Annotated in this window: 17 protein-coding genes; 14 read left to right on the forward strand and 3 right to left on the reverse strand. The window is 68.7% G+C overall.

The window, feature by feature from the left end:
- Positions 1-56 precede the first annotated feature (56 nt).
- The 4 genes from ACLJRM_RS11740 (at position 57) to ACLJRM_RS11755 (ending at position 3265) form a co-directional block, all read left to right on the forward strand.
- The gene (locus tag ACLJRM_RS11740; protein WP_410662994.1) at positions 57-1997 is read left to right on the forward strand and encodes a type VII secretion-associated protein; all 1941 of its coding nucleotides are present in this window, start codon (positions 57-59) and stop codon (positions 1995-1997) included.
- A 12-nt stretch (positions 1998-2009) separates the two neighbouring features.
- Positions 2010-2372 carry a hypothetical protein gene (locus tag ACLJRM_RS11745; protein WP_101612191.1) on the forward strand — a complete coding sequence of 121 codons (363 nt, stop codon included), beginning with the start codon at positions 2010-2012 and terminating at the stop codon, positions 2370-2372.
- A 231-nt stretch (positions 2373-2603) separates the two neighbouring features.
- Positions 2604-2924: a WXG100 family type VII secretion target gene (locus ACLJRM_RS11750; RefSeq protein ID WP_005166828.1), complete on the forward strand. Its 321-nt coding sequence runs from the start codon at positions 2604-2606 to the stop codon at positions 2922-2924.
- 56 nt (positions 2925-2980) lie between these two features.
- Entirely contained in the window at positions 2981-3265 is a 285-nt protein-coding gene (locus ACLJRM_RS11755; protein WP_410604444.1) for a WXG100 family type VII secretion target, read from the forward strand.
- Positions 3266-3393: 128 nt separating this feature from the next.
- Here the strand turns inward: ACLJRM_RS11755 and ACLJRM_RS11760 are convergent, their stop codons facing one another.
- Positions 3394-4134 carry a DUF4333 domain-containing protein gene (locus ACLJRM_RS11760; protein WP_410662995.1) on the reverse strand — a complete coding sequence of 247 codons (741 nt, stop codon included), beginning with the start codon at positions 4132-4134 and terminating at the stop codon, positions 3394-3396.
- Between the two features lie 62 nt (positions 4135-4196).
- Positions 4197-5087, reverse strand: a complete 891-nt coding sequence (locus tag ACLJRM_RS11765; RefSeq protein ID WP_410662996.1) for a hypothetical protein — start codon at positions 5085-5087, stop codon at positions 4197-4199.
- A gap of 275 nt (positions 5088-5362) precedes the next feature.
- Between ACLJRM_RS11765 and rplM the strand changes: the two genes are divergently transcribed.
- From rplM to ACLJRM_RS11795, 6 genes are all read left to right on the forward strand, one after another.
- Positions 5363-5815 (forward strand): 50S ribosomal protein L13, encoded by a 453-nt coding sequence (rplM, locus tag ACLJRM_RS11770; protein WP_101612195.1) that lies wholly within the window; start codon positions 5363-5365, stop codon positions 5813-5815.
- 14 nt (positions 5816-5829) lie between these two features.
- Positions 5830-6342: a 30S ribosomal protein S9 gene (rpsI, locus tag ACLJRM_RS11775; protein ID WP_037314753.1), complete on the forward strand. Its 513-nt coding sequence runs from the start codon at positions 5830-5832 to the stop codon at positions 6340-6342.
- A 198-nt stretch (positions 6343-6540) separates the two neighbouring features.
- Positions 6541-7875, forward strand: a complete 1335-nt coding sequence (glmM, locus tag ACLJRM_RS11780; RefSeq protein ID WP_410662997.1) for a phosphoglucosamine mutase — start codon at positions 6541-6543, stop codon at positions 7873-7875.
- 137 nt (positions 7876-8012) lie between these two features.
- Positions 8013-8321, forward strand: coding sequence for a type VII secretion target (locus ACLJRM_RS11785; RefSeq protein WP_101612197.1), 309 nt, complete (start codon positions 8013-8015; stop codon positions 8319-8321).
- The gene (locus tag ACLJRM_RS11790) at positions 8321-10777 is read left to right on the forward strand and encodes a hypothetical protein (RefSeq protein WP_410662998.1); all 2457 of its coding nucleotides are present in this window, start codon (positions 8321-8323) and stop codon (positions 10775-10777) included. Before ACLJRM_RS11785 ends, ACLJRM_RS11790 begins: the two co-directional genes overlap by 1 nt.
- 19 nt (positions 10778-10796) lie before the next feature.
- The gene (locus ACLJRM_RS11795; RefSeq protein WP_101612199.1) at positions 10797-11276 is read left to right on the forward strand and encodes a hypothetical protein; all 480 of its coding nucleotides are present in this window, start codon (positions 10797-10799) and stop codon (positions 11274-11276) included.
- Positions 11277-11280: 4 nt separating this feature from the next.
- Here ACLJRM_RS11795 and ACLJRM_RS11800 read toward each other — a convergent pair whose 3' ends face one another.
- Complete coding sequence (locus ACLJRM_RS11800) at positions 11281-12213, reverse strand: cytochrome P450 (protein WP_410662999.1); 933 nt, start codon at positions 12211-12213, stop codon at positions 11281-11283.
- A gap of 15 nt (positions 12214-12228) precedes the next feature.
- Between ACLJRM_RS11800 and ACLJRM_RS11805 the strand changes: the two genes are divergently transcribed.
- The 4 genes from ACLJRM_RS11805 (at position 12229) to ACLJRM_RS11820 (ending at position 17120) form a co-directional block, all read left to right on the forward strand.
- Positions 12229-13962: a fatty acyl-AMP ligase gene (locus ACLJRM_RS11805; RefSeq protein ID WP_410663179.1), complete on the forward strand. Its 1734-nt coding sequence runs from the start codon at positions 12229-12231 to the stop codon at positions 13960-13962.
- Entirely contained in the window at positions 13952-14257 is a 306-nt protein-coding gene (locus ACLJRM_RS11810) for an acyl carrier protein (protein ID WP_020633351.1), read from the forward strand. Before ACLJRM_RS11805 ends, ACLJRM_RS11810 begins: the two co-directional genes overlap by 11 nt.
- Positions 14258-14397: 140 nt before the next feature.
- On the forward strand, positions 14398-14712 hold the full coding sequence (locus tag ACLJRM_RS11815) for a hypothetical protein (protein WP_101612201.1): 315 nt from the start codon (positions 14398-14400) through the stop codon (positions 14710-14712).
- On the forward strand, positions 14712-17120 hold the full coding sequence (locus ACLJRM_RS11820) for a hypothetical protein (protein ID WP_101612202.1): 2409 nt from the start codon (positions 14712-14714) through the stop codon (positions 17118-17120). Before ACLJRM_RS11815 ends, ACLJRM_RS11820 begins: the two co-directional genes overlap by 1 nt.
- Position 17121 lies beyond the last annotated feature (1 nt).

Raw genomic sequence — 17121 nt, forward strand, 5'->3', positions numbered from 1 at the left:
CCAGGTGAGGTACGGGCCGGGCTTGGGGTGACGACGACGATCTGCGGGAGTGGCTAGTGACTGTGCGGGTAGCGGTGGACTTCGGGACATCGAGCACCTGCGTAGTCGCTTCGATCAACGGCCGCGAACCGCAGGTCGTCGTGGTGGACGGGCAGCCCCTGATGTCGTCGGCGGTCTACGCCGCGCCGGACGGGACGCTGTTCGTCGGCCAGGAGGCGGAACGGCAGGCGGCGGTGGATCCGTCGCGCTACGAGCCGAACCCGAAGCGCCGGATCGACGAAGGCGACCTGCTGCTGGGCGACAACGTCCTCCGCGTCACCGACGTCGTCCACGCCGTGCTGAAACGCGCGGTGACAGAGGCGCGCCGGCTCGCGGGTGACGCCGAGGTCGAGTTGCTCGTCCTGACCCACCCGGCCGACTGGGGCGCGACACGGACCCGTCTGCTCCGGCAGGCGGCGGGCGGGCTCGCTCGTCAGGTCGCCCTCGTGCCGGAGCCGGTCGCCGCTGCGGTCTATCACGCGGCGACGTTCGCCCCGGCCGATCTCAATTCCGAGCGCACCGTCGAGTTCAGCGGCAGGCCGGGGGACGCCCTCGCGGTACTCGACCTCGGCGGCGGCACCGTCGACGTCTCCGTGGTCCAGCGCATGCCCGGGAGCCCGGCGGATCGCGGTTTGCCCGCTAAACGCGCCGGGTTCCAGGTCCTGGCCACCAGGGGGGACCCGAGCTTCGGGGGCGCGGACGTCGATCAGGCGCTCCTGGAACACGTGGGTTCACTGGTGTCGTCCGTGGATCCGCCGGAATGGCGGAAGCTGGTCGAGGGCCGCGAGCTCACCGACAGGCGCCGTCGCCGCGTCCTGCGACAGGACGTGCGCGGCGCGAAGGAGACGTTGTCGAGGCACGCGTACACCGACGTGCCGATGCCGCCGCCGTTCGCCGACGCCCACGTGACCCGGGAAGATCTCGAGCGGCTCATCGCGGGCCCGCTCGGGCGCGCGGTCGAGCTGACCGTGGCCGCGATCGGGGATTCCGGGCTGCGGCCGAAGCAGCTGACGGCGATCTTCCTCGTGGGCGGGTCGAGCCGGATCCCGATGGTGTCGCGGCTCGTGCACGAGCGGACCGGCGTCGTGCCCACCACCCTGGACCAGCCGGAGACCGTGGTCGCCCGCGGCGCCCTGCGCGCGGTGCTGATCGACCCGGACCGGACGGGATCGCTGGCGGGCTCCGCGGTCTCCCGCGTCGGCGGCGCCCCCACTCCTGCCCCCGCCGACCGGCGCCCTCAGTTCCCACCCGGCCCCCACCAGCCCGGCCCGCCCCCGCAGAGCGCGTTTAGCCCGCTAAACGCGACGCGGCAGGGGCCACCGTCGCCTCCGATGGGACAGCAGGGGATCGCGACACCGCCGCCGTGGCGGCCCGCTGAGCCCTCCCGCGAGACCAAGCCCGCCGAGCGGGGCGGGAAGAGCAAGAAGACGCCCTGGATCATCGCGGCGGCCGTCGTGGCCGTGGCGGCTGTCGTCGGCGGCGTCCTCTTCGCGGTCAACAGCGGGGAGGCCGAGCCGGAAGGACGGCCCCTCGCCCAGTACGACTACCGCTTCATCGCGCCGATGGACTGGACGCAGACCGACGACCGCGTCGCCAAGCGCCAGGTGGTGATCCATCCGAACGACTCCCTCGCCGGGGACGACCTCGTGGTCGCCCAGGAGTACGTGATGAACTACGACGCGACGGCCGACAGACAGAAACTCGTCGACGATCTCAGTGCCGAGGCCGGGCGAGAGCCCGAGAAGTACAGTGGCTTCAACGGTTCCGCGAACTACGCAGGCAAGACCGTCATCTACTACCGCGAGACCAAGCCGAAGGCACGCGTCGACTGGTACGTCGTCGCTCAGGGAAAGATCCGCGTCCACATCGGTTGCCAGTACGGCACCGGCTCACCGCTCGAACCGCGGGTGAGCGCGGCCTGCGAGCAGGTCGTCAAAACGATGGTGGTCGTCAACTGAAGGGGGAGGCACATGCCACCCGAACCCGAGACCGCCGCAGAGCATTTCGCGCGCACAGGGCGCGACGCGGTCACCTATGCCCGGCAGGTCGCCCGCACCGCCAAAGCGCGGTTCGAACGCCGCCGGGGTGAGAACGCCGAACTGGCGAAGCAATTCGGCAAGGGACGGCTCGCGGGCGGCGAGACCGCGCCGACCCCCGCTGTCGTCCGGAACGCCGCGAAACGGTTCCGCGCGGGCGCCGGTCTTCCGGTTCCCGCTTTGCCCTCGGCGGCAGACTTGGTTCCCTTTCGGCCAGAACCCGCGGCCAGACGGCCACGTGTGGGTGACGACGACGAGGACTTTTCGCAGTCGCGAATCATGCGCCGCGTCGAATGATCGATCGCTGTGCGTTTGCGAAATCCCGTGGTGAAAGCCCATTTCCGCGGACGATTCGCAAGGTGTGGACGGCTCATCGATGCCCGGTTCCCATGGGGAGCGTTCACGCAAGCAACTACTTGAAACCAAACAGCGACAAGGGGGAACCAGACGTGGCAGGGTCTCCGTCGTAGGTCCGTACGAAACGAACACACCAAGTGCGGATAACCACGAACGAAGGGGGTAGCTCCCATGGCTGCTGGTTTTCAAGGAAGCGTCGAACAGTTCACCCAGTCCGAGAAGCGGGTGACCGAGGTTCGCGTCTCGATGGACCAGAACCTGAGCAAGCTTCGCGACAACATCGAGGCCACCCGCGCGGGGTGGACCGGTGACGCGGCTCTTGCGTTCAACAACGTGATGAAGCGCTTCGACGAAGCGGGCCGGGGGCTGAACCAGGCTCTCCAGAACATCGGTGAACTGCTGGAGCAGGCGGGCTCGAAGTACAACGCTTCCGAGCAGCAGCAGCAGGAACTCATCAACTCGGTCAACAAGGGCTTCGGCGTCCTCGGCTGATCTTCTGTTCCACCCTTTTCCAAACCCAAAGTCTTTCTTAACCACTGGAGGAAATCATGGCCGAGATGAAGGTCGATTACGCCACGATCCACGCGGCGGCGGACGACTGCTCGAGCACCGGCGGCGAACTTGAGTCCCTGTTCGGTCAGCTGAAGAGCGACCTCGCCCCGCTGGTCAACACCTGGCAGGGTGACGCGCAGACCGCGTACCTGGCCGCTCAGCAGGAGTGGGACAACAAGTTCGACGAGCTCAAGCAGCTCCTCGCGCAGGTCGCCGGCGTGCTGCCGCAGCTGGCCGACGGTTACCAGAGCACGGAGCAGGGCGTCACCGGCCTGTTCTGAGTCTCACGCTCCGAACGAGCAACGGCGGGCAGGCATCTTCGGATGCCGAGCCCGCCGTTTCGTTTGGGTGAAAGAAAAAAGCCGCGACGGGCGTTCCCGTCGCGGCTTCCGTCGTTTTCGAGTGGCGGTCAGTGCGGGGCGCCGATCTCGAATTCCGGGGTGGTGTTCAGCACCCGGACGGTGACCTTCTTCCGCTGTCCCGAAAGGTCGATCGAGCAATCGAAAGTGGTGCCGTTCACCACCGGTTGCCCGGAAGGACATTCCGCGTTCTTCACGTCCGGTTCCCCGTAGTGCTCGTTGAGCACCCGGACGACACCGTCCTGGACCGACTTCTGATCGAGACTGTCACCCGCGAACGCGCCGAGCAGCCAGGCCCCGACGCCACCCCCGAGCAGGACGACCGCGGCGATCCCGCCGATCAGCAACGTCTTCTTCGAAACCTTCGGCTTCTTTTCCGGCTCCGCACCGAAAGCGCCGAGTCCGCCGTACTGGGACGACTGCGCGGGCTGGAACCCGCCGCCGTACTGCCCCTGCGGGGGAGTGCCCGGAATCTGGTGCGGCGCCTGCCAATCCTGCTGCTGCGGCATCGGCTGCTGTGGTTGCGGTTGCCACGCCTGGCCCTGAGCCGGGGCGCCGGTTTGCTGCCAGGGCCCGGAAAACGAGCCGGTGACACCGGGCTGGGGTGCCTGCTGCCACTGCCCCGTGTAGGAACCGGTGGCCGCGCCCGCGTCGTTCTGCTGCCACTGCCCGGCATGCGGCCCGGTGGCCTGCCCCTCCTGCTGCCAGCCCTGCTGCTGGTTCCCGGGATTCGCCGGTGGCTGCCACCACTGCTGCGGCTGTTGTGGCTGCTGTTCGGGTGGCTGGCTCATCGGTGGTCACCTCGGGGCTTCGAGAACTTCACGGCGTCGGAACGAAGGCGTTCGGTCATCCTTCACACGCCCTTCAGTTCGGTGAACCGGCGGTAGAAGTCGTCACGGGCGGCCTTGTCCGGCAGCACGGTGATCTGCGCCGCGTCCGGCAGCTTCGGCAGGTCCTGCGCGGACGCCTTGCCCGAGAACCGGAAGTCGTAGCGCAGCTCGATCTTGTGCCCGCCGCCCTCGAACTTGGCGTCCATCACGATCTGGTTCAGCGTCCCGTCCGCGTTGAGGGAGACGGTCGTCGGCACCGGGGACTTCTTCATCTCTTCCGTGATCGCGTCGCTGATCGACGCCGGCAGGATCTCCACCCGCCGCTCGAGGAACTTGCCGAACGGGACGTCGGCGGTCAGCTCGATCCGTTTCTCCGGAAGGCTTTTGGCGCCCTTCACGATCTTCTTGTCCGCGTTGTAGGCCACGGCGATGGCGTCGGCCATCTTGCAGGCGGTGATGATCCCGCTCCACGCGCACGGAATGGCCAGCCCGGCTTCGGGTTTGGGCATCGAGATCCACGGCGTCGGCGCGAGGCTCTTGTAGGCCGGCCCGAGGTACGCGTACTCGACGGCCCCATCGCCCGGGGTGTACCAGTCGATGCTGTCGTCCGGGTTCTTCTGCGAACGGTGGCGGCTGACCCGGCTCTCCGGCGAACCGGTGCGGGCCGAGGAGATCGTGCTGCGGATGTACTTCTCGTCGAAGCGGAAGTAGGCGCCCGATTCGCTGGTGACGTCGCGCTGGTCGCCGATGGTGTCCTGCAGCTTGTTCATCGCCGCTTCGAACTTCGTGCCGACGTAGGTCGCCGCGTCGGCGCCCTTCGGCACGGCGGTGCCCGCACGCGCCTGGCCGCAGGCGGTGGTGAGCGCCAGCACGGCACCCAGCACGCACAAGATGGTCGTTGGCCGTTTGTTCATCGCCGTTCCCCTGATCGAGTCCCCGCGCGCGGTGCGCGTCCGGATCGTCTCATCCTCTCCCGCGAAGGACGATGCCGTGGGCGGTTCCGCCACACCGGCGAGGTACAGTTGCGGGGCGCCCGCCGGGCGCCGGTCCTAGTATGGGACCCCGGACCGACCCCCGCTTCGCAGTAGGGTCGGGCGTGGGGGTATCTTCATATGTCGTTGTGCGCTGCGGCGCGTAAGCGCTAGGCCCGCACAGAACCCACACGCAATGTTGACGACGAGGTAGACCCTTGCCCACGTACAGCCCCAAGCCCGGCGACGTCACTCGTGCCTGGCACGTGATCGACGCCGAGGATGTCGTGCTCGGCCGGCTCGCGACCGAGGTCGCCACGCTGCTGCGCGGCAAGCACAAGCCGACCTTCGCCCCGCACGTGGACACCGGTGACTTCGTCATCATCGTCAACGCCGAGAAGGTCGCGCTCACCGGAAACAAGCGCGAGCAGAAGTTCGCCTACCGGCACAGCGGTTACCCCGGCGGTCTGCGTAAGCGTTCCTTCGGCGAGCTGCTCGACACCAAGCCCGAGCACCTGCTCGAGAAGGTCGTCAAGGGCATGCTCCCGAAGAACAAGCTCGGCCGCGCCCAGGGTAAGAAGCTCAAGGTCTACGCCGGCCCTGAGCACCCGCACGCCGCGCAGCAGCCGCAGGCGCGCGAGATCACCAAGATCGCGCAGGTCGCGCAGTGAGTGAGGAACAGTCTGTGACCAGCACCGAGGAGACCGCGACCGAGGCCGTTGAGGCCGTCGCGACCACGGAGACCCCCGCAGTCGGCGACGCTGTCGCGACCAGCGAGACCCCGGCCGCCGCGCGCCCGTCGCGTGCCGCCGGTGGCAACGCCCAGACCGTCGGCCGCCGCAAGGAAGCCGTCGTCCGGGTCCGCGTCGTCCCCGGTACCGGTGAGTTCAAGCTCAACGGCCGCACGCTCGAAGAGTACTTCCCGAACAAGGTGCACCAGCAGCTCATCCGTGAGCCGCTGGTGACGGTCGACAAGCCCGACTCGTTCGACATCTTCGCCAACCTGCACGGTGGCGGGATCTCGGGCCAGGCCGGTGCGCTCCGTCTCGCGATCGCTCGCGCGCTCGTCGAGGTCGACGCCGATGACCGCCCGGCCCTGAAGAAGGCCGGCTTCCTCACCCGTGACGCTCGCGCCACGGAGCGGAAGAAGTACGGCCTCAAGAAGGCCCGTAAGGCTCCGCAGTACAGCAAGCGCTGATCGCGCCTCTGGCGCACCCCGCGGAAGCGCCCATCCGTCTCTCGGATGGGCGCTTCCGTGTTTCCGGGGTCTTTCGGTCCCGTTTTCCCGGTGGTCCCACCTGCCCCATGCGCCTCAGGCGTATCGCGTTTAGCCCGCTAAACGCACTTTTTCGGGGCTCGCTAGGTTGTCGTGGTGGTTTTTCAAGGAGGTCGACAGATGGCTCGTCTATTCGGTACCGACGGCGTACGTGGCCTCGCCAACGAGGAGCTGACCCCGGAGCTGGCGCTCTCGCTCGCCGCCAGCGCCGCGCGCGTCCTCGCCGCCCACGACCGTTCGCACCGGCCGGTCGCGGTCGTCGGCCGTGACCCGCGCGCCAGCGGCGAGATGCTCGAGGCCGCCGTGGTGGCGGGCCTCACCTCCGCCGGCGCCGACGTCCTCCGTCTCGGCGTCCTCCCGACGCCCGCCGTCGCCTACCTGGTGGGCGCGCTCGAAGCCGACCTCGGCGTGATGATCTCCGCCTCCCACAACCCCATGCCCGACAACGGCATCAAGCTCTTCGCGGCGGGCGGCCACAAGCTTCCCGACGGGATCGAAGACGAGATCGAGGCCGGTCTCGCCGCTCCCGTAGCCCGTCCGACCGGGATCGGCGTCGGCCGCGTCAAGGACGTCCCCGACGCGGGTGAGCGCTACATCCAGCACCTGCTCTCGGCCACCCCGCACCCGCTCGCGGGCCTGCGCGTCGTCGTCGACTGTGCCAACGGCGCGTCGTCCTTCGCCGCCCCCGAGGTCTACCGCAAGGCCGGCGCCGAGGTCATCGCGATCCACGCCGACCCGGACGGCGTGAACATCAACGAGCACTGTGGGTCGAATCACCCGGACGCGTTGCGCGCGGCCGTCGTCGAGCACGGCGCCGACCTCGGGATCGCGCACGACGGTGACGCGGATCGCTGCGTCGCGGTCGACGCCGCGGGTGAACTCATCGACGGCGACCAGATCATGGCCGTCCTCGCGCTCGCTCTCGCCGAGACCGGCGAGCTCACCAAGAACACCCTGGTCGCGACCGTGATGAGCAACCTCGGCCTGCACCTGGCGATGCGCGCGCACGAAATCAACCTGGTCACCACCGCCGTCGGAGACCGCTACGTCCTCGAGGAGCTCCGCGCGAGCGGGCTCGCCCTCGGTGGCGAGCAGTCGGGCCACGTCGTCCTCCCCGCGTTCGCGACCACCGGCGACGGTCTCCTCACCGCGCTGCGGGTGATGAGCCGCATGGCGTCCACCGGCAAGTCGCTCGCCGAACTCGCCGCCGTCATGAACCGCCTGCCGCAGGTGCTGGTGAACGTCCCCGTGGCGGACAAGGCGGCGGTCGCCGTCTCGGCCGCGGTGCGCGACGCCGTCGGCGCCGTCGAGGCCGAACTCGGCGACGAAGGCCGTGTCCTGCTGCGCCCGTCGGGCACTGAACAGCTGGTCCGTGTCATGGTCGAAGCCCCCGCGCACGACACCGCACAGGCGGCCGCCGACAGGCTCGCGGGAGTCGTCTCCTCCGCCTCGTAAGCCCACTCACGATCTTCCCAAGTCGCTGCGCCCGGGTTACCGGGCCGGTACATTCCGTGTGCGGGTCACCGGCACCGAAACGGTGCCGCGCGCGTCCGATCATGGACTGGACGTGAGCACTCAGGGGAGGGTGAAGAGTGACGGGCAAAGGGCACAAGGTCGATCCGGCGCAGCTGAACGAGGCCGCCAAGGTCCTGCAGGATCTGCCCAAGCAGGCCTGTGAAGGGCCGATCGGAGCGGTCGAGCAGATCAACCTGAGCGCGGCGAGCTTCGGGCCGGCGCACGGTGACTGCTTCACCGGTTACTCCGCGAGCATCCAGCGCCTCGCGAAATGCGCGCGCAGCTATCTCGCTGCGTCGGACGAGTTCGGCCGCAAACTCGCGGCGTCCAAGGACCTCTATCAGTCCAATGAGGACGCGAACGCGGCCGAGATGAGGAAGCACTGATGCCTCTCGCGGACGTCGGTGGCGACACCGGGCACGACATTCCCAGCCGGGCCGAAGTCGAGAAGATCCTCAACGACCCGAACATCGACCGCGACACCAAACGCGAGCTCGCCCTCAACTACATCGACTACATCGAGGACGAGTCGCCGGAAAGCTGCGGTTTCGCCAGCGAAGCCGAGCGGAACGGCTTCCGGGACTACATCAAGTCGATGAACGGTGACTGGATCACCGAGAGCGACATCGGCAGCAACGACGCCTATCTCGAAGACGTCCAGGCGGCCTACAAGACCGCGCAGGAAAAGTACGACGCGAGCCAGGCCGCGGGACGGCAAGGCGATCGCGACGCGCTGAACAAGGACGCGGCGAAAAACCAGGAGATCGCCGGGCGCGCCACCGAAACCGATCCGGGCTGCGCGAATTCGAACGACATCATGGTCCCCGGGCTTTCGGGGTTCAAGGTCTACGAAAACTTCCATCCGCTCTACGTCCGTGCCGTGAGCCTGTCCAAGGCCGTCGGCGCCGTCGTGGCGATCGAGACCCTGCGAACCGCCTACCACGAGCAGGACAACATCCCGTTCAACCTGTTCAAGGCGAGCGCGGACGAACTGACCGCGGTCAGCACGGCCATCGCGGGATCGGCGCAGGACGTCTCCGGGAAACTCGGGAGCTCGCTCGGCACCTGGGACGGCGCGGCGGCCGATCAGGCGCGTGCCTATCAAAAGGCCTATTCGGACAAGACCGGCCTGGTCGCCGAGGCGTTCAAAGCCGCCGGTGACGGGCTGCTGCGCACCAATGCTTCGGTGGGCAAGTTCTGCCGGGAGAAGGTCGATTGGCTGCAGAAGTGGTACACCGACAACATCGACGGTGCCACGACGCAGGACATCGAGCGGATCATCCGCATCGCCGACGGTTCGTGCAGCCAGAACGACATCATCCACTGCATCAAGTTCCTGAGCATCGAAGCCAAGAACGCGTTCAACGACGACGGCGGTGACATCGACCAGAGCACCATCGACGAGGTCCTCAAGCCTCAAGCGGTGGAATGGCTCGGGAAGGTCTTCGTCGGCTGGTTCGGCAAGCACATCGAGAACTTCCAGTTGGTGTGCAAGAACACGCGCGACGCGATCAACGGCGCGTGGAAGGCCTACTTCGATTCACTCGGTCAGGTGGTCGAGAACCCCTACGGAGACCTGGGCAAGACCCCGGAAACGGGTGGCGAAAAGCCCGTCGAGAAGGGCGGCGGAGGCAAGGACACCGGTGCCGGTGGCCCCTCCTCCGGCGGCGGTGGGAAGTCTTCGGGTGGCGGCGGGCAGATGCCGCCGCCGAGCGCCGTCGAATACAAGCAGCCGGAACCACCGGAAGTGCCGGGACAGGAGAAGAACCCGGTCACGGACAAGCCCCTCGACGTCGACCCGGCCACCGGGGAGCCGTATCCGATCGATCCCCGCACGGGTGAGGCGATCAAGAGCGACACCGACGGCACCCGGCCCGAGACTGTGACGGTCGAGCAGGGCGACCGCAAGATCTCCATGGCCGAGCCCGGCGCCGACGGGAAGATGGGCATCTCCGTCCAGGACGGAGCCGGTCAGGCCAAGGACTACAACCTCGATTTCGGCGACGGCAAGGCCACGCCGGGCACCGGCGACGCGGCGGGCGGGCCCGTGCACCGGGACACCGCCGAGCGGCTGGACCAGCAGTCGGCGTCGCGTCCCGCCGCGAACCCCGGACAGGTCTACCAGCCGGGCCCCGACGGCAAGATCCACATCGAGGACGGCGGGCTCAAGATCACCGCGGAACGGCCCGGCGGTCCCGATGGGCCGACGCTGGTGACCGTCGACGACGGTTCCGGGCACCCGTCGAAGTACACCTTGGGCGAAGACGAACCCGCGGGCGGCCGTCACGCGAGCCCGGACTCCACGCCGCAGCCCGCCGGAAGGCACGCCGCGGAAGGCGTCGCGGCCAGGCCGGTCGAAGACGTCGCTCGCCAGCAGGCCGAGCAGGGCGTTCGTCCGCACGACGCGACGTCCGGCGGTGACGGCGGTGGAGCACCCGCCCCGGTGCCCGGTCACCCGGCCGAACCGGTGCCGGTGGCCGCGGCGGCCGATTCCGAATCGACGACGGCCCAGTCGCTGAGCGACCCGTTCGGAAGTGATCTCGGCGAGGCTTCGGATCCCGCCGGAGCCGGTGGCGGCGCGTCCGCTCCCGCGGCGCCGTCCGGGCTCGGGGCCACGCCGGGCGGGGGCGCCCAGGATCCGGCCGCGGCCGGTGCGGGGATGATGGGCGGCATGGGCATGATGGGCGGCGGAGCGGCCGGAGGCGGGCAAGGGTCCGGTGAAGACCAGCAGCGCGCGTCCAGCGGATACCGGGTCGACGGCGGCCTGTTCGACACCGCGACGACGACGGGCAGCCGGATCAGCGGTTCGCTCGACGACGACGGCGTCATCGGCTTCCGCTAGCGGTCAGGGGAGGGGATCAGTGAATCCTGAGGAGGATCTCGCCAGACTCCGGCACAAGCTCGCCGGGCTGGAGCGCGAGAACGGCGACCGGATGTACCTGGTCGACAACCGGGCGACCAAGGCGATCGAGGAGACCCAGGCCGCGGGCGAAAAGCTCAAGCAGGAGACGAGTGCGGCGCTGACCGCGCGTCTCGAGCAGAAGCGGCGGGCGGAGGCCGCGGGAGGCTGGGAGACCGAGTCGACCCTGGGCGACAAGGTCGAAGACGACGGCGATTTCGGGTTCGAGGAAGACGAGACCGAGAACGAGCGCCGTGCCGGATACCGGACGGCCGACGAGCCGCCGATCTCGTTCCGGCCGCCGCCCGCGGTTCCCGCGCCTCAGGTTCCGCCGCCGCCCTCGGCGCCGGTGCCGGAGGAACGTCCGGCCGGACGTCATCGGCGGGCGGCTGCGAGGGGCGATGACGACGATTTCGCCAACACCGACTGGCTGGCGACCTGAGCCGTCAGGTCCGCAGGGTCACGATGGCCCGCTCCACGCCGTGGAAGACGGCGTGCGTCTTGTATCGCACGTCTTCCACGACGTGGTCGGGAGTCAGGACTTCGGCCAGGGCGCGAAGTGCCACTTCGCCCTCGGCGACCGCGATGCGCGAGCCGGGGCAGGTGTGGCGGCCGAGGCCGAACGCGAGTTCGGTGGCGGGTCCCAGCGGGATGGCCAGTTTGTCGCCTGCGGTGAAATCCTTGTCTCCCAAGGAGAACGGCGCTGTCACGCGGCGGGCGGCGAAGCGGGTCGGGGCGACTTCGTGGATCAGGCCGCGTACGTCGTCGAGGACGTCTGGGCGGCGTAGGAGTTCGAGGCCGGCGAGGGCGAGGAAGTTCATGGAGTTCTCGTACGCCGCGTGGGCGAGCATCACCGGCGTGATCATCAGCTCGTCTTCGGTGATCCGGCCCGCTTCGTGCGCTTCGCGGAGCAGCGCCAGCCCGCCCCCTTCGACGGCGGTCGCCTTGAGGAAGAACATCGCGACCCTGAGCGCGGCCATGTCGGCTCCGGCCGGTCCGCCCGACCAGACGTCCAGGTTCGCGGCGGTCTCGGACAGCTTCGTCAGCAGCTTCTCGCCGAGTGGCTCGACAGTGCCGAGTACCGCTTCGGTCACCCTGGCCGCCGCAGGCATGGCGAAGTCGGTCACCAGGTCGAACCGGGCGCGCGACTTTAGCGGGCTAATCGCGACGCGCAGGTCGGTGACCAGGGCGTTCGGCAGGGGCTCGACCAGGGCGATGACCTCCTTGACGACGGCGCGCAGCCGACGGTGGTCCGCGCCGTCCATCAGCAGGAGGTTCGGGGTCTCGGCGGCGGCACCGCCCGGGTTCGAGCTGAGCTCGCGGTCGCGCAGGGCCTTGACGCGGTCCGCCGGATCGTCCAGCACGAAGAAGTCGTCCACGCTCGTATGATGCCTATGCCGCGGCCGGAGGATGTGCCAGTGCCCGAAGAAGTGCCGGAAGAAGTGTTGCGGACCCCGCTCGTGCTCCGCCTGCTCGAGCGCGCCGACGTCGAGCGCCCGGCGTACACGCACCTCGACTGCTCGAACCGGCACGAGCCCGTCGAGGACACGCTGACCTGGGCCGACCTTCTTGTCCACGTCCGCGCTGTCGCGGCGAAGCTGCGTGAGGTGATCCAGCCGGGAGACCGCGTCGCGATCACGGCTCGGCAGGACCTTTCCTACGTCGTCGCCTTCTTCGGCGCGCTGTACGCCGGGGCCGTCGCGGTGCCGCTGTCCGCGCCGGATGTCCGCGCTCACCGCGAGCGGCTCGTCGGGGTCCTCAACGACTGCGACGCCGACATCTGGCTCACGTCGGAAGCCCTGGTCGAGCGGCTCACGGAGTTCGCCGAGGCCGAGCCGGTGCCGTCGCCCCGCGAGATCATCGCCGTCGACACCCTGCCGCTGGACCCGGCGGACCGGTCCCGGCCGGCGCCGGTTTCCCCCGAAGACCCCGCGTACCTGCAGTACACCTCCGGCACGACGCGATCGCCCGCCGGCGTGATCATCACGCAGCGGGCACTGTCGGCCGCGTGCTGGCAGATCTGCGACGCCTACGCCGTCGGCGAGCACACCACGTGCGTCGGCTGGATCCCGTTCTTCCACGACATGGGGCTGGCGCAACTGCTCGCGGGGACGATGCACTCCGGCGGCCGGACGGTGTTCATCGCGCCGCTGGAGTTCATCCGGCGCCCGGATCGCTGGCTGCTGCTGATGTCGGCGTATCCGAACACGCTCACGGCGGCGCCGAACTTCGCGTACGACCTGGTGACCGAGGCCGTGCCCGAGCCGAAGCGCGCCGAGTACGACCTCTCGACGGTGTCGATCGCGCTCAGCGGGAGTGAACCGGTCCGGGCGGCGACCGTCCGGGGGTTCCTCGCCGCGTACGAACCCCACGGGTTCCCGAGGGGTGCGTTCCGGCCGTCCTACGGTCTGGCCGAGGCGACGGTCTACGTCGCCAGCGGCGACTCCGGCGGCCCGGTGGTGACCGAAGTGGACGGCCGTGAGGTCGTCGAGATCGGCTGGCCGAGGGGGCAGCGGGTCCGCGTCGTCGCGCAGGCGGATCGCGTTTTGCCCGCTAAAGTCGACGGCCCACCGGATCGCGGTTTGCCCGCTAAAGTCGACGCGGGCGAGATCTGGGTCAAGGGGCCCAACGTGGCGGCCGGGTACTGGCGGCGTCCGGAGTTGACCGCCGAGGTGTTCGGCGCCGAGCTCGACGGGGAGGGCGGCTGGCTCCGCACCGGCGACCTGGGCTCGATCCGGGACGGCAGGCTCTCCGTCACCGGACGCCTGAAGGACCTGATCATCATTGACGGCCGTAACCACAGCCCCCACGACATCGAAGAGACGGTCGCCGACGCCCACCCCCTTCTCGGGGCCGAGCGGGTCGCCGCGTTCTCGGTCGACGGCGACGAAGGCGAGGGCGTCGTCGTGGTCGCCGAGCGTGCCCGGAAGGCCCCCGACTTCGACGAACCCGAGATCGCGCGGGCGGCCACCCGAGCCGTCGCCGAACGGCACGACGTGCGCCTCCGGGCCTTCCTCCTGGTGAAACCCGGCGGGCTGCCGCGGACCTCCAGCGGCAAGGTCGCGCGTTCCGCGGCCAGAACGCGGTACTGGCCCGCGGATGGGACAGAATCCCCCCATGGCAGCTGACGGGAGCGAGTACGTCGACGAGATCAAGGCCCTCGTCTGCGAGACCTTCGACGTCGATCCGGACACGATCGACGAGAACACGCCCTTCGCCGAAATGGGCGTCGACTCCCGCCGCCGGGTCCGGCTCCTGGCGACGGTCGAGGTGGAGTTCGGGATCGACATCGACCTCGACGAGCTGGATCGCCTGGTCGACATCCGGGGCGCGGCGACCGTTCTCGCCGAGGCGGTCGAGGCGGGGGCGAAACCGCGAAAACGCGGTCTACCAGGCTTCTTGCGCCGGAACCGTTTGAGTTAGCAAAGGTGTGAATGTTCCTGCGGCCTCGGTGACCGGTGGGTACATTCTGTGTGCATATGCGACGGCACCTGATGCCGTCGGCGTGCGTCGTAGGTAGGACAACGAGGCGGACACAGAGCGGGACGAAGGGGGCACCGGTCATGCCGGACGGGGGCTACAAAGCCGATTCAGAGGCGATGCTCACGGCGTCGACGTCGTTGGAGCGCGCGGCTGAGAAAACGACGTCCGAGGCGGGGAAGGTGGGGCCGACCCAGGTCGGGCCCGAGAACTTCGGCCGAGTCCACAAGGACTACCAAAAGGGCTACGCCACCGGGATTCTCGCCATTTCCGACGCGATGAAGGGCTACGCGGGCCAGCTCACCCAGCTCGCCGGCGGGGTCAGCACCGCGTCGACCCGCTACACCTCATCCGACCAGGCGAACGCCGCGGCTGCCAACAAGGCGGGGACCCAGTAATGAGTGAACCGACGCCCGCACAGATCAAGGAAATGCTGAACGACCCCTACGTCACTCAGGGCACGAAAGACGCTTTGATGTTGCCGTGGGCCAGGGAAGCTGCCTACAAGAAGGCCGTCGCCGAACGTGACTCGAACGCCGCGGGGGACAAGAAGCAGGCGGCCGAGACGAAACAGGCCGACAAGGACCTCGACTCCATGTCCCGGCCTGCCGCCGGAGGCGCGACCACCAAATCCGACCAGGTGCTCGACCTCGGAAAGCCGGCACTGGACTTCTTCTCCGATTGGGCCGAGCAGGTCTGGAACAAGATGCCGGAGAAGTCGGGCGAAATCAGCTACAAGACCGACATCTGGGACCGGTTCCACGAGAACCGTGAGATCAATTTCCAGAAGATGTTCGACGAGGTCGAGGATCTCGGCGACGCCAAGAAGATCGTCGAGCAGACCCAGAAGGACGCGACTTCGGCGCTGACCACGCTCTTCCACGACTGGAAGGGCGAGGGCGCGACGGCCGCGAAGGTCAAGTACGAGCAGCGGATCCAGCCCGACGCGAAGGAGCTCATCGCGCAGATGGAGGGCGCCATCAAACTGGTGCCCTCGACCATCGACAAGATCTACACCGCGCTCAAGCTGAAGGTCGACGAAACGCTGAAGCTCCGGGTCGACAAGGTCGCGACGGCACCTCTGTACATCGCGAAGCAGGTCGTCGACATCGCGAACGGCAAGGTCGGCTCCAAAGAAAAGCTCATGGACGTCGCGTACTGGCTCGACTCCGCGTGTCCGGGCAACAACCTCGCCGAACGGCTGCGTCACGACGACTGCAAGCTGAACGACGAGAACAAGGACTACGCGATTGGGGCCGCGAAGCAGTGGCTGAAGGGTTCTTTCGCCACCGAGTTCGGCGAGCGGTACGAGAACTTCAAGAAGCTCTGCAAGAACGCGACCGACACGATCAACACGCAGTACCACGAGCTTTCGCGGTTCATGGAGGACTACACGAACCCGTTCCCCGCGGCCGGGTCCGAGAAGCCGCCGGGCACCGAGAAGCCCCCGGGCACCGAGAAGCCGCCGGGCAACGGAACGCCGCCCGGTGGTGGCGGCGGGACCCCGCCCGGCGGCGGGGGCGGCACGCCTCCTGGTGGTGGAGGCGGCAGCAGCACACCTCCGGCGGCGGAAGTCCCCGAGGCGCCGAAACCGGAGGACAAGCCCGCCGAGGGCACGAACCCGGTCACCGGGAAGCCGCTCGAGCTGGACCCCGAGACCGGCAAGCCGTACCCGATCGACCCGGCGACGGGTGAGGCGATCAAGGACGGCATCGACGGTCAGGACACCATGACCGTCCAAAAGGGCGACAACAAGATCGAGATGACCGAGCCGGATAAAGACGGCAAAATGGACATCAAGGTCGACGACGGCAAGGGCAACGAGAAGGACTACAAGCTCGACTTCGACGACCCCAAGGGCGAAGAGGGCAAGGACGGCGAAAAGGCCAAGGACGGCAAGGACGGCGACTTCGGCCCGCAGGGCGCGGTCAAGGAAGGCGAGCCCGGCAAGGACGGCGTCTACCGGCCCGGCCCGGACGGCAAGATCCACATCCAGGACGGCAACCTCAAGATCACGGCCGAGCAGCCGGACGGTCCGAACGGCCCGACCGTGGTGACCGTCGACGACGGCAAGGGCGAGCCGACCACTTACACCCTCGACGAAAAGGGTGAGAAGAAGGAACTCAAGCCCGGCGACGTCATCGACACCGACGACGTCAAGAACGGCCTGGACGACCGGAATCCCGGCAATCCGCAGCCCGGCAAGGTCGACGGGGTCGACGAGATCCGCACGATGCCCGCGCCGGCGGACGGCGCCGGTTTCGCCGCTCCGGGTGGTGTCGAGGTCGGTGCTGCAGTCGGTGGTGGCGAAGGGACCGCCGCGGTGTCCGCGGAGGCCGAGGCCGCCGGTGGCGCCGCGTCGGGCTCGGGTGGCGAGGGAACCGCGCCGGCCGCTAGCGGAGGCGGAGGCGGTGGCAGCTTCGAAGGAGCGCTCGGCGGCGTCGGCGAAGGTGGTTCGGCGGGGTCGCTGAACGAGGCCGGTTCGCTCGAAGCGGGTATCCAGACCGGGGGCGGCGCGCAGCCGGCCGCCGTCGAAGGCGGCCTCGGGATGGCGCCCGGCGGAATGGACCCGGCGCCCGCGGGAGCCGGTGCCGGAAGCTCGTCCGCCGGAATGGGCGGCATGATGGGTGGAATGGGTGCCATGGGCGGCGCGGCCGGTGGTGGCGGTGGCGGCGGTGACACGCAACGCGGCTCGAGCCAGTACCGCGTCGAGGGTGGCATTTTCGAGACCAGCGGCGCGGGCGGCCGGATCAGCGGGTCGCTCGACGACGATGGCGGCGACCGTTCGATCAGCTACGAGCGATGAT

The organism is Amycolatopsis sp. lyj-84 (assembly GCF_046549075.1).
Taxonomy (GTDB): Bacteria; Actinomycetota; Actinomycetes; order Mycobacteriales; family Pseudonocardiaceae; genus Amycolatopsis.

Excerpts from the sequence above, each read along its gene's own strand:
- ACLJRM_RS11745 (WP_101612191.1), top strand. The coding sequence starts at position 2,010 with ATGCCACCCGAACCCGAGACCGCCGCAGAGCATTTCGCGCGCACAGGG.
- ACLJRM_RS11750 (WP_005166828.1), top strand. The coding sequence starts at position 2,604 with ATGGCTGCTGGTTTTCAAGGAAGCGTCGAACAGTTCACCCAGTCCGAG.
- ACLJRM_RS11755 (WP_410604444.1), top strand. The coding sequence starts at position 2,981 with ATGGCCGAGATGAAGGTCGATTACGCCACGATCCACGCGGCGGCGGAC.
- ACLJRM_RS11760 (WP_410662995.1), bottom strand. The coding sequence starts at position 4,134 with ATGAGCCAGCCACCCGAACAGCAGCCACAACAGCCGCAGCAGTGGTGG.
- ACLJRM_RS11765 (WP_410662996.1), bottom strand. The coding sequence starts at position 5,087 with ATGAACAAACGGCCAACGACCATCTTGTGCGTGCTGGGTGCCGTGCTG.
- glmM (WP_410662997.1), top strand. The coding sequence starts at position 6,541 with ATGGCTCGTCTATTCGGTACCGACGGCGTACGTGGCCTCGCCAACGAG.
- ACLJRM_RS11790 (WP_410662998.1), top strand. The coding sequence starts at position 8,321 with ATGCCTCTCGCGGACGTCGGTGGCGACACCGGGCACGACATTCCCAGC.
- ACLJRM_RS11805 (WP_410663179.1), top strand. The coding sequence starts at position 12,229 with ATGCCGCGGCCGGAGGATGTGCCAGTGCCCGAAGAAGTGCCGGAAGAA.
- ACLJRM_RS11810 (WP_020633351.1), top strand. The coding sequence starts at position 13,952 with ATGGCAGCTGACGGGAGCGAGTACGTCGACGAGATCAAGGCCCTCGTC.
- ACLJRM_RS11815 (WP_101612201.1), top strand. The coding sequence starts at position 14,398 with ATGCCGGACGGGGGCTACAAAGCCGATTCAGAGGCGATGCTCACGGCG.
- ACLJRM_RS11820 (WP_101612202.1), top strand. The coding sequence starts at position 14,712 with ATGAGTGAACCGACGCCCGCACAGATCAAGGAAATGCTGAACGACCCC.